This is a genomic window from Nitrosospira sp. Is2 (assembly GCF_033095785.1).
Lineage (GTDB): Bacteria > Pseudomonadota > Gammaproteobacteria > Burkholderiales > Nitrosomonadaceae > Nitrosospira.
This window is the reverse complement of the sequence record NZ_CP137134.1, coordinates 1,600,342-1,612,438: the sequence shown is the minus strand read 5'-3', so window position 1 is coordinate 1,612,438 and position 12,097 is coordinate 1,600,342. Positions and strand designations below refer to the sequence as shown.

The window sequence follows — 12,097 nt, the reverse complement described above, 5'->3', positions numbered from 1 at the left end:
CGGAACTGTTTCATTAGGGGACGAGTCCGTTTTCGGTACTGTGAGGATACGTGGAAAGGTCAATTTATATTGAACGTCGTTCAATCCTTACTTCCTTCACGTTTACTATCGCGTAATGAAGTACTCATTGATGTACTCTTTGAAGTACTAGTGTGAACTTCCTTCACCGCCTTAACGTTGTCAGATTCACTGCCTTGGGTCTCTACGTTCACTACCTCACGTTTCTATGTCCATCAACTCATCCGCTATCGCGGCTATCTCTTAGGAGCAGTACCGTCACTAAGGGTTAAGCAAGAAAGAAAGTAACAAAGAAAGAATAGTATTAAGTACTTAGTTCATCTTGTCATTGCTTTCCTTAAGGGGTAATCGATAGTCGGAAGGCCGTGAGCGTATAGATTCCAATAAGGACAGTCAGTTATAACGATATGGACGAGAGGGGGGGTGGGGTGTGGGGGTACACCCAGTCTACGAAAGACCCCCTCCCCCTATGTTGAGGCTCCCTCCCATCATGGCTCACTCCAATTTTGCGCGAAAAAAATTTTGAAATGGAAGTCGGTAGCAGAATCTAGTACTGATCAGACGGTTGATGCTACGGGGAATGCCCCTAACTCTGGCGGTAGAGTGGCAACCATCGACGATTAGGGATTAGGTGAGGGGGTTGGTAGGGTAAAGGGTAAATAATCGCCCAAGAAGGGCTTATAGGAGGGGTATGAAAGTGTCTGATCTAAGCGGTCGAGTACGAGCACTGCTAATGCCTCTAATTGAGGTGCAGGAGAGGCTGTGACGCGCGATATCTGTTTGGCAATACCTCAGGTAGGGTAACGCGCCAGCGCGTGCGCTATTACTCCGTGCGGACACGGATTAATATGAAGTAAGCTTGATTAATATTTTCAATGCCTTAGCGCTGATTGCCGTTTCCAGCTAACGAAGGCCGGGGGTGTTGTTCGGCAGACGGGGATGGCACTAAGGCATCCCCGCGTACGCGCTCGATGCACGGCTGCCTAATACTCGCTCTCATTGCTCCCAATAACTAAAACTTAGAAAGGTTGCAAAGATGGGGGTAACTCTACGCTACAGGAATGCCTCTACAGCTAGCGCTACGGAGGGGTGGCATCGACGATCTTTTTCCGGCAATACCTAACCCTACCCTAGCTAACTAAATCGCTCTACAGACAGGTTACTGATTAATTTTTAAGAACCCTCTCTCCTTTCGCCATACATCAGTGACGGGGGGTGTTTCCTCGGCCAGGAGATTCTGAAACTATTTTCGGCCCTTATTCTGTTTGATCCCGCCCTGTTATTTCTAATCCGGTTGCAAGGGCGGTCGCAACTGTAGGTAGACACGCATTTATTGCTCAGGAGGTTGGTAGGGATCTATGTGTTGAAGAAGGGTATCAGCAATATAAAGGTCAAAATCTTTGCCTTCACTGGGGGGTAGCATAATATTGGCGTGGAGGGCATTTTGAAGCGTCGGGCTGCCAACAACAGCGAATTTTTGCTTGGTATCGATTTCGATGCCGCGGAGTTTTTTTGCTTGGATCGAAACCATACCGTAATATTTTATGTTCTGATTAGTTCTGCCTGCGCGACGGAATGCGTTGTGCTGGCCCAACTGGTTGAACCACTCGATAGGAGCACGAGAAATCCGATTTACCGAGATCGCTCTCGGGTCAGATTTTGGCGGTAGAAACGCCCCCGCAAGAACTTTATCTTTCTTAACATTACCACTGAAAAGAGCACGTCCTACCGATTCGTTATCATCGATAACCCGAGGCAGGCGAAATCGAAAACAATTCTTTAGCGTAAGATAATAAAAAGCACACCACAGTTTAAAGGATAGCGTCCAGCAATTGATTAAGCGAATTATGCGTGATTCCATGACCGCGATGCACGGCTCCTTGCTTCCGTATTAAATAAGCGACAGTGTTATCTGCAGAGAAGCTTAGTAAAACACGGCCAGGCGCGATATCACTTTGGAGTCCGACACTACCATCGGGATCTGGAAAGGCATCAAACTTAAGCTGTCCCTTGTATTGTTCTAAAAAGTTCAGTGCGTTACCGATTGAAACTCCATTTATTGGTTCGGCGGAATCCCCGTCCCAACAGCGGGGAAGATTCGCAAATTCTAAAATCTCATTTCGCAGGCCTACCGGGAGCCGCGCGGGTGTCTTGAAAGCATCTACGAAGCTTGTACTTAGGTCTTGTTTAAATCTCTTCAACAGCTCAAGTATGACGTCTCCATCAACTACTTCTGGAGTTTGATCCAAAGTCACAAATCTCAACTCATCCGACAATTCCACCGAAGTGGAAGCGTTCTCCCTGCTATTAGATTTTAACAGGAGATGGGGTTGAGTTAGAGATTGCACATGCTTAACAATGCCCCGAACATATTTTTCCGCAGTGCTATTAGCAAAATTCGAGGTATCTGAAATGCCAGCTGCCCAAAAGATGACGTCAGCGCTCGCTGTGTTTGTCATTGTAATTTTTTTCCTGAAAATAACGGCAGAAGCCGGCCGAACTGCTGGAGTTCCCGTTCGTACCGGCCAAGGTCTGAGATAAATGCACTCCGCATTTCCACCTCATCAGTAGAAAAGTCTTGGTGGAAATTAGCAGTCAGAAATACTTCACTAAAACTTTCCCCCGAATCTCTAGTTTCTTCTTTTACCGCGACTTTAACATTTAGTTGTGGTTGACTGTTATGAAAATGAAATTCTACTACCGCACCAGTAAGTCCCCGGTCAAAGTTAAACCACTCCCCTTTAGCGAGAAGCGATTCAATAAGTTCAGCCTCAGCCTTTTCAACACTTACAGCTTCTGAAGATAGCTTAAAATTAAGACCAACTGCCTTGTAGCCCACGTGCGGTAAGACCTCAAGCAGCCTATTGGTTACGGTAGGTAATAGTGTCAACCATTCAATTTCATTTGGTCGAATAGCGACAAATGAAAGTTTATGTTCTTCCATCTGTATTGCCAACCCGTTGTCGTATCTAACAAGAGATAAAGGTGGAGTTACTATTGTTTCCGACACCCCAAAATCACTTGGTATGACTTCTGTACGCCGTAAAAAATCAGGGTTAATGATGCGTGGATTGTTGCCCTCGGAGACGACTATTACCGAAACGTTATCTAATTTCAAATCCGCCATGGTGATCAAACTCTCAAACCATATAAACAAATCATACCTCACCTCGACTCATATTTATACTGTTCTGCTTCCAGTTACCGGTACGCCACGGTCTCCCCACACTGCTTAGATACGCAACTCGCCGCTATCGTTCAGGTAAGGGACGAGTAACCTCGACGTCTATTCCCTCAATGCCAAGTCAATTCGGTTGCCATTCTTCGCTCACCCTATATAAAGATAACGCATCCCTGATCAAGCCCTTGACGCGAGGGAGCATCACGTAACGGAACGGTTGCGCTAGTTTGATGCAGAATGAAGAAAAGGTGAACAAAGCAGACGGTTGAACCGAAATGTCCCGCTGGTGTCCCATAGGGAACCCAAGTTTCCCTAGTAAGGCGGTTATCTTATTGATTATTATGGTAGGCCGTGCCAGATTCGAACTGGCGACCAACGGATTAAAAGTCCGCTGCTCTACCGGCTGAGCTAACGACCCACTGATTCCCACGGGACGTGCATTATACCGGCTCACCCCTCGGATATAAAGTTTTTTGGACTGAGCTGGGCTGCAGAATGACTGCCAGCTTGTCCTGCTTCGGCATAAAAATTAATTTAAACTGCCGATGATGCGAAGGATTAATTTTTGAGCGACGTTCTCATCATCGGCGGCGGAATTGCCGGCTTGACCACCGCCCATGAATTGTTGCGGCAGGGGGCGACCGTAACGTTACTGGAACGTGATCGCTGTGGACAGGAGTCATCATGGGCGGGCGCCGGAATCCTTTCACCGCTATTGCCCTGGGATTACCCTGATCCTGTCACGCTGCTGACGCGGTTGAGCAACCGGCTATTTCCAGCATTTATCGATGCCTTACGGACGGAGACGGCGATCGATCCGGAGTATCAGGCCAGTGGCATGCTGGTGCTGAATGGCCAATCAGGCGAAGCAGAGGCGCGTCTGGAGAAGGCTCGTCTCCATGCAGCGGAAGTCTGGTGCGCTCGGTTTGGTTTTTCCATGAACAGGGTTCGCTCTCACAAAATCGCGCCTGCGCTTTCTCGCGACGAACCCGCACTTTGGCTGCCTGACGTGTGCCAGGTGCGCAATCCCCGCTTGTTACAAGCGCTGATCAGGGCGGTGGAACTGCGTAAAGGCGACATCGTCGAGCACACGGAGGTCGCTCGCTGGAATATAGCCCAAGGCCGGATTCAATCAGTCGGCACAAGTCAGGGAAAGGAATACGCCGCGACCAATTACCTCGTGACCGCGGGGGCATGGAGCCGTCGGCTTTTGCGTGAACACGCCCTAAACCTCGACATCTGGCCGGTGCGCGGCCAGATCCTGCTTTTCAAGGGCCAACCGGGCCTGTTAAACGCGATTGTATTACAGGAACCGGATAAATTTTATCTAATCCCCCGGCGAGACGGATTTGTGCTGGCGGGCAGTACCCTGGAGGATGTCGGGTTCGATAAATGCCCGACCGCCGAGGCGCATGAAATGCTGCTCGCAAAAGCCCGTGCGCTCGTGCCTGAATTATCCCCGGAAATGGTTGCGGCCCATTGGGCAGGTTTACGTCCCGGATCACCTGGCAATGTGCCGGTTATCGATCGTCATCCTGTTATCTCGAACCTCTATCTCAATAGCGGTCATTACCGCTATGGTGTTACCATGGCTACCGGCAGTGCCCGGCTTTTATCCAACATCCTTTCGAGCAGGCCCCAGCCAATCGACGCTACGCCCTATCGCTGGCCCGCATGAATAGTGATAGATCGCACTTCCCACCTCAGCAGTCCTCGGATTCTTTAACCCTTAAGGAAATATAAGTCTGTTCGTCAGCGAACAGAATAACCCCTTCCTAATTGCGAGTATTTCACTGCCACTTCGACTCCTATTGGGGCGGTTTTGCTGGCAAATAAGAAGAGGACGTTAAAATGTATCTCCGGTGGAACGCATCCAAGGCCCGTATAAGGGAGGCCGAGAACGCGCGTGGCAATCGCGCGCAGATGATTCAAGCATATTCCCAGGGTCAGGTCACACGACGCGACTTTATCAAATGGGGGCTTATCACAACTGGCGGCTTGCTTGTACCGATCCATGGCCTGAGCCCTTACGCGAAGAGTGCTTACGCGGGGGACGAGATCCCGACGGGAATGCCACCCAGCCCAATGTTCGGAGTTCAGGCCTTCACGCAGCCCATGCCTCGCTTCGACGTTCTGCCTCGAAAGCCATACATGCCGGGGACGGGAGTGATGAATCCACTCCCGGCATTTTCGGACCGTCCGGGACCCGATCCGACGATTGAGGCGAATACCACTCAGCAGCCTGTGTTCGCGGAACTGGGCGGCGGTACTGGGCCCATTGAAGGTCGGCCTCCCGGTCCAATCTGGGCGCACCAGCAGTGGAACGAGTTTCCGCCCAAGGTGGTGGTGGAGGTTACCCAGGAGGGTGCCAAGGTCAACACCGGGTACAATCCGGGCGTCCCTTCGAGCCTCAATTCCGGTATCGACGCAGTTGCGCCGCTCCGTCCCGCTTTCCATCCCAGTCTTCCTCAACAGGGGGCGCTAAAGGTCTGGACGTTCAATGGAACGTTGCCGCCCAAGCTTCTGATCGGCCGTTGCCATGAGTCCATCATTTTTCGGCACCATAACAGATTGCCTCTCAACCGCCGCCACAATGGTGGTTTCGGCAGGCATACGCTTTCAACCCATGAGCATAACGGGCATCATGGAGCGGAGAACGACGGGTTTGCCGGCGCCTTTTTTTATCCGGGGCAATTCTACGACTACCATTACCCCATCTGCCATGGTGGCTACTTCAGCGTTAACCGGGAGGCCACCGATCCGCGATGCGGGAGCCCGACCGATGGGGGTGGCATTGAGAAGTACCCGGGGGACTGGCGCGAGACGATGAGCACCCACTGGTTTCACGACCATATGTTCAGCTTCACGGCGCAGAACGTGTACAAGGGAAACGCCGGAATGTTCAACCTATACAGCAGCCTGGATCGCGGTAACGAAGCCATTAACGATGGCGTGAATCTCAGGCTGCCCAGCGGTACCGCGAAGCCATGGGGAAATCTCGACTACGATGTGAACCTCATGATCGCAGACAAGGCCTGGGACCGGGAGGGGCAACTCGCCATGGATATCTTCGAGTTCGACGGGGTTCTTGGCGACATGATGACGGTGAACCTCGCGTACAAGCCCTACTTCGAGGTAGAGCGGCGGAAGTACCGCTTTCGCATCCTGAATGCCGGGATTTCCCGTTTCTTAAAGATTGCGCTCAGTGATTCCTCCCCCATGATCATGATTGCCAACGACGGGAACCTGTTGCCGAGTCCGGTGACGCTCACCCGCCTCGACGAGCAGGGTACCGCAGAGCGCTACGACATTGTTATCGATTTCTCGCGCTACAAGGTCGGCGATAAAGTCTGGATGGTGAACCTGGCCGAGCACTCGAACGGCAAGAAGGTGGAAGAGAACCTGTCGGTGCAAGAGGCGCTGTCCGGTGCGTCTCATGATCCCTGCGTCGGGAAATTCCTGGAATTCCGCATCGCGCGCAATCCCAGCAAACCCGACGTCAGCCAAGTGCCCTCGGTCCTCTGCCCCAATCCGGATCTGTCCAAGATCCCAGTTGCCGCGGAGCGGGTATTCGAATTCGGACGGGGCGCCGATCAGACGACTAACGACCCTGTCTCGTCATTCTTCGGTCCTTGGGGAATAAGGACAGATGGTAAAGACATGCTCAACGCCGACTTCGGCCGGATTTCCGCTGCGCCGCGCTTGGGAACAAGGGAGATCTGGACATTGAAAAACAGCGGCGGGGGCTGGGATCACCCGGTTCATATCCATTTCGAAGAAGGGCAAATTCTCGCCCGCGATGGGAGCGCGAGCAAGGTTCCGGCGTGGGAACGGGGACGAAAGGACGTGTACCGCCTCCGTCCCGGGGGAAGCGTCAAGCTTACCATCCAGTTCCGGGATTTTGGCGGGATGTTCATGGAGCACTGCCATAACTCGCCACACGAAGACAACGCCATGCTGCTACGTTGGGAGGTCAGGGACGGGAACGCTTCCCTGACGCCGCTGCCAACCCCGATCCCCACGCCGCAGGGTGTGAGGTTCGAGGACCCTACTGAGATTCTTTCCACCGCGTATCGGTGAGTGGACCGGGCAACCACCTAGTCGGGTGTCATATGAATGGAAACGGATGTGGATTCCGGGGAAGCCAAACATCATCTGGCAGGTTTAGGCGATTAATGTGGCTCGGCGCGGGAACGGTCCTTCTGGCTGCCGGTACCGCGGGTGCCAGCAGCCGTTGGGGTGAGGATTATTTCCCCAATGTTCCGCTGATTACGCAGAACGGCGAGGTGATCCGTTTCTATGACGATCTCCTCAAGGACAAAGCGGTAGTGATAAACCTGATCTATACCAATTGCAAAGATCGGTGTCCGCTTGAGACTGCGCGACTTGGTCAGGTGAAGCGGTTGCTGGGTGACCGTGTAGGCACGGATATCTTCTTTTACTCAATCAGCATCGACCCCGAGCACGACACGGCCGAAGTGCTCAAGGCTTACGCGGACAGCTTCGGTGCCGGTCCAGGCTGGCTATTCCTTACCGGCAATGAGGCTGACATCAAGCTTATCAGTAAAAAGCTTGGGCTGTCGTCGATCAACGATTCCGCGGACCGTGACGGGCATCTCCCCAGCCTCATGATTGGCGAAGCGTCTACAGGCCAGTGGATGCGTCTTTCCGCCGTGGACGATCCGCGGTTTCTTGCTACGAAGATCAGTACTTTTCTGAGCGACTGGAACAACTCGCCAGGCACGGGGAAGAGCTACAGTGCAGCACGTCCCATCCAAGGATTGGATGCCGGGAGCTACCTCTTCCGAACGCGTTGCTCGGCATGCCACACTGTTGGCCAGGGCGACGGTTTAGGTCCGGATCTGCTTGGCGTCGCACGCGTGCGGGACCGGGCATGGCTCGCCCGTTTTATCAAGACACCCGAAGAGATGCTGGCGGAAAAAGACCCTATCGCCATGGAACTGTTCATCAGGTACAGGGGGGTGCGGATGCCGAACCTGCGTCTGGGTGACGGAGATGTCGAGACGCTGATCCAGTACCTGGAGACGCAAACGGTCGCTCACGAAAGTGGCGAAAGGGAAAATGCGGCAGCGTCCTCGATGAAATCCCTGAAACGCCCCCCGCGCGTTGAGAGGCCCCGGCCGGAGCGAGGAGAGAATGATGAACATTAATTGCCTGCGATCGGCTGTAGTATCCTTGACTCTCCTGACCGGATTGGCAAGCACCCCGATTCTGGCCGATTCATCCGCCAGGCAAAATCGCGACACATCCGATCTCATTATTCCCATTTCTGGGACCGCACATGGCGATCTGGAATCCATTGCGCTTTCCGGTCGCGCTCGCATAACCAGTGTCCTGGTTACCGATCCCGACTTTGGTACACCGCCCAGCGTATTCCTGTCTGTCGATCTCGTTAGCGTAACAGGGGTCGGACAACGTACGGGCACGAAGTATCAAGTAACGGGTGAAGATAAAGTAACCAGGGTGTTACGTCATTCTGACCTGGTGGAGATCGCTTTTCCCATCTTCCCAATGGGCCAGAACAGGGCTCCGCTGGCGCACTCAATCCTCGCTTCATTCATCCTCACCTTCAATGTTCACAACGGCCGCCTCACGGCTGCCAAAGCCAGGCTTTCATCCCCCTCCCTGTAACGGCCACTCTCCTGCTTCAGGCATTGCGTAGCGTTGCAATATCCGCGACTATGCCCTGCTCTGAGCTTTATGCTCGTGGTACGCGGTGATACCATTGCATTACTCAACAAGAGGGCAAAAGGTACATTATCATGGCGGGTCACAGCAAGTGGGCTAACATCAAACACAAGAAAGCCGCGCAGGACGCCAAGCGCGGCAAGATTTTTACACGGCTCATCAAGGAGATTACCGTCGCCGCCAGGCTCGGAGGGGGGGATACCAACAGTAACCCGCGGCTACGCCTGGCAGTTGACAAGGCGTATGAGCAGAATATGCCAAAGGACAACGTAGAGCGCGCAATCAAGCGTGGCAGCGGTGGATTGGAGGGCGTGAATTATGAAGAAATTCGGTACGAAGGTTATGGGACCGCCGGCGCGGCGGTATTGGTGGATTGCATGACCGACAACCGCGTTCGCACCGTTGCGGATGTGCGCCATGCTTTTACCAAGTACGGTGGTAATCTCGGCACGGATGGCTCCGTCGCGTTTCTGTTCAAGCACTGCGGAGAACTTCTTTTTGCGCCCGGCACCGATGAAGACAGGCTAATGGAAATAGCGCTGGAAGCTGGCGCTGAGGACATCGTCACGCACGATGACGGCAGTATCGAAGTCGTGACCGCGCCGTATGAATTTGTCCCGATCCGCCAAGCGCTGGAGGCGGCCGGGTTTAAAGCGGAGTTGGCTGAAGTGACAATGAAGCCGGTCAATGAGACCGCTTTGGACGGCGATGATGCGACGAGAATGCAAAAACTGCTCGATGCGCTGGAAAATATCGACGATGTCCAAGAGGTTTACACGACTGCGGTAATCGATGGATAGTTTCCAGTCCAATTTCTTCTTAATAATCTATGCGTGTCTTTTTATTACTTGATGTCCGTGCCCGCGAACGCGGGTTCGCTACCTGAGGTGTCCGAAAATCCGTATCCTTGGGATCGATCCCGGCTTGAGAATTACAGGTTTTGGAGTCATCGACAAAACAGGTGGCAAACTCGCCTACGTCAGCAGCGGATGTATCAAGACAGTAGTTGGTGAACTGCCTTTGCGTCTGAAGTCCATCATGGATCATCTCAATGAGGTCATCGCTGAACACCGGCCCGATCAAGTCGCGGTGGAGCAAGTATTCGTCAACGTCAATCCAAGGTCCACGCTGATGCTGGGACAGGCTCGCGGAGCGGCCATCTGCACCGCGGTGCTGAATAACCTGATTGTGGCCGAATATACTGCGTTGCAGGTCAAGCAGGCAGTGGTCGGCAAGGGTCATGCAAAAAAAGAGCAGGTTCAGGAAATGGTCAAGCGCCTGCTGCAGCTTGACGGCAGCCCCAGCACAGACGCGGCCGACGCCCTTGCCTGCGCGATATGCCACGCCCATGGTGGACTGGGGCTGGGCGGCATATCCACCGCGGGTTATCGCATGAAGCGAGGGCGGTTGGTATGATCGGCAGAATAACCGGGCTGCTTTTGGAAAAAATTCCGCCTTTGGTGCTGGTCGACGTGCGTGGGGTCGGTTATGAGATCGACGTGCCGATGAGCACATTCTATAACCTGCCCTCCGTCGGAGCCGAAATCGTGCTTCATACCCATCTTGTCGTGCGTGAAGATGTGCATCTGCTTTTTGGCTTCGCTACTGAGGCGGAACGGGCGGCTTTTCGCCAGCTGGTGAAAATCTCGGGCGTCGGGGCGAGGACCGCCCTTGCCTTGCTGTCCGGCTTGAGCGTCGCCGACCTGCACCATGCGGTAGCTGCGCAGGATAGCGGACGGCTGATTAAAATTCCCGGCATTGGAAAAAAAACCGCCGAACGCTTATTGCTGGAGTTGCGCGACAAGCTCGGCTCTGGCATGGAGGGCGCACTAGAGGCGGCGGGAGGCGTGCGCGTGGCGACAAGCGGCAGCGACGTACTTAATGCCCTGTTGTCTCTCGGGTATAATGACCGCGAGGCCAATTGGGCGATCAGGCAATTACCCGCGGACGTGACGGTAACCGACGGCATACGGCAGGCATTGAAAATCCTTTCTAAAGAAAAGTAGTGGCCGGAACATGCGCAATATTGCCAGGCCGAGTGTCGAGCGGGTAGCTCGACTTCAAGTTCCCGTTTTATCAGGACGATCGATGGCGTGCGGATCGGATGTGCACTGAATGATTGAAACCGATCGATTAATCAACTCCACGCCCGTTTCTCACAAGGAAGAGGAGCTTGAGCGAGCGCTGCGTCCCAAGCTCTTAGCCGAATACGTCGGTCAGGAAAAAATTCGTGGGCAGTTGCAGATTTTCATCGAGGCGGCGCGGCGTCGTCGGGAAGCGCTCGATCACGTACTTCTCTTTGGTCCGCCCGGTTTAGGCAAGACCACCCTCGCCCACATTATTGCGCGAGAAATGGGTGTTAGCCTGCGCCATACTTCAGGTCCAGTGCTGGAGCGTCCCGGCGACCTCGCCGCCCTGCTGACCAATCTCGAACCCAACGATGTGTTGTTCATTGATGAAATCCACCGCCTCTCCCCCATCGTGGAGGAGATACTTTATCCGGCGCTGGAGGACTACCAACTCGATATTATGATCGGCGAGGGCCCTGCAGCGCGTTCGGTCAAGCTCGATCTGCCGCCGTTCACCCTGGTCGGCGCTACCACCCGCGCGGGTATGCTCACCAATCCCTTGCGCGACCGTTTTGGGATTATTTCCCGCCTTGAGTTTTATACCGTCGAGGAGCTGACCAAGATCGTGGCTCGGTCGGCGGCATTGTTAGGTGCTGAAATGTCCATGGATGGGGCCCTGGAAATCGCTCGCCGCTCGCGCGGAACGCCCCGCATCGTAAATCGACTGCTACGGCGCGTGCGTGATTTTGCTGAGGTCAGGGCTGACGGTCGCATCACCCGGCAAGTGGCCGACGCGGCATTGCTCATGCTGGACGTCGATTCCATTGGCCTGGACGTGATGGATAGAAAGCTGCTCCTGGCGGTAATGGAAAAATTCGGTGGCGGTCCGGTAGGGGTGGACAACCTTGCCGCCGCTATCAGCGAAGAGCGTGGCACGATCGAGGACGTGCTGGAGCCCTATCTGATCCAGCAGGGATATATGAAACGTACCCCTCGTGGCCGCATGGCCACACAGACGGCTTATCAGCATTTTGGCATCGCGCTGCCGAAAAACGGGTTGAGTGGAGAGCTGTGGAATGATAGCCAGTAGCCCGGGAAATTGCAGTGAATGCAAGCAGGT

The 12,097-nt window shown here is 53.8% G+C and carries 11 protein-coding genes and 1 tRNA gene; 8 read left to right on the top strand and 4 right to left on the bottom strand.

Annotated features, from left to right (window positions below; all coding sequences use genetic code 11):
• Window positions 1–1,348: 1,348 nt before the first annotated feature.
• The 4 genes from R5L00_RS07085 to R5L00_RS07070 form a co-directional block, all read right to left on the bottom strand.
• A complete protein-coding gene (locus tag R5L00_RS07085; RefSeq protein WP_317653948.1) occupies window positions 1,349–1,879 on the bottom strand; it encodes a hypothetical protein in 531 nt (176 codons plus the stop codon).
• The gene (locus R5L00_RS07080) at window positions 1,830–2,477 is read right to left on the bottom strand and encodes a hypothetical protein (protein ID WP_317653947.1); all 648 of its coding nucleotides are present in this window, start codon (window positions 2,475–2,477) and stop codon (window positions 1,830–1,832) included. The genes R5L00_RS07085 and R5L00_RS07080 overlap by 50 nt, the downstream gene beginning before the upstream one ends.
• The gene (locus tag R5L00_RS07075) at window positions 2,474–3,145 is read right to left on the bottom strand and encodes a hypothetical protein (protein ID WP_317653946.1); all 672 of its coding nucleotides are present in this window, start codon (window positions 3,143–3,145) and stop codon (window positions 2,474–2,476) included. The genes R5L00_RS07080 and R5L00_RS07075 overlap by 4 nt, the downstream gene beginning before the upstream one ends.
• A gap of 396 nt (window positions 3,146–3,541) precedes the next feature.
• Window positions 3,542–3,617: transfer RNA gene (locus tag R5L00_RS07070), tRNA-Lys, on the bottom strand.
• A 147-nt stretch (window positions 3,618–3,764) separates the two neighbouring features.
• On the opposite strand from R5L00_RS07070, the gene thiO reads away from it, so the two are divergent.
• The 8 genes from thiO to ruvB all read left to right on the top strand — a co-directional run bounded on the left by thiO (window position 3,765) and on the right by ruvB (window position 12,067).
• Window positions 3,765–4,877, top strand: a complete 1,113-nt coding sequence (gene thiO / locus R5L00_RS07065) for a glycine oxidase ThiO (protein WP_317653945.1) — start codon at window positions 3,765–3,767, stop codon at window positions 4,875–4,877.
• 173 nt (window positions 4,878–5,050) lie between these two features.
• Window positions 5,051–7,279 (top strand): multicopper oxidase family protein, encoded by a 2,229-nt coding sequence (locus tag R5L00_RS07060; RefSeq protein ID WP_317653944.1) that lies wholly within the window; start codon window positions 5,051–5,053, stop codon window positions 7,277–7,279.
• A 95-nt stretch (window positions 7,280–7,374) separates the two neighbouring features.
• Window positions 7,375–8,370, top strand: coding sequence for an SCO family protein (locus R5L00_RS07055; RefSeq protein WP_317653943.1), 996 nt, complete (start codon window positions 7,375–7,377; stop codon window positions 8,368–8,370).
• Entirely contained in the window at window positions 8,357–8,851 is a 495-nt protein-coding gene (locus R5L00_RS07050) for a hypothetical protein (RefSeq protein WP_317653941.1), read from the top strand. Before R5L00_RS07055 ends, R5L00_RS07050 begins: the two co-directional genes overlap by 14 nt.
• A 131-nt stretch (window positions 8,852–8,982) precedes the next feature.
• On the top strand, window positions 8,983–9,708 hold the full coding sequence (locus R5L00_RS07045; protein WP_107694616.1) for a YebC/PmpR family DNA-binding transcriptional regulator: 726 nt from the start codon (window positions 8,983–8,985) through the stop codon (window positions 9,706–9,708).
• A gap of 124 nt (window positions 9,709–9,832) precedes the next feature.
• A complete protein-coding gene (ruvC, locus tag R5L00_RS07040) occupies window positions 9,833–10,324 on the top strand; it encodes a crossover junction endodeoxyribonuclease RuvC (protein ID WP_317653940.1) in 492 nt (163 codons plus the stop codon).
• Window positions 10,321–10,914, top strand: a complete 594-nt coding sequence (gene ruvA, locus R5L00_RS07035; RefSeq protein WP_317653938.1) for a Holliday junction branch migration protein RuvA — start codon at window positions 10,321–10,323, stop codon at window positions 10,912–10,914. Before ruvC ends, ruvA begins: the two co-directional genes overlap by 4 nt.
• Window positions 10,915–11,023: 109 nt before the next feature.
• A complete protein-coding gene (ruvB, locus tag R5L00_RS07030; protein ID WP_317653936.1) occupies window positions 11,024–12,067 on the top strand; it encodes a Holliday junction branch migration DNA helicase RuvB in 1,044 nt (347 codons plus the stop codon).
• Window positions 12,068–12,097 lie beyond the last annotated feature (30 nt).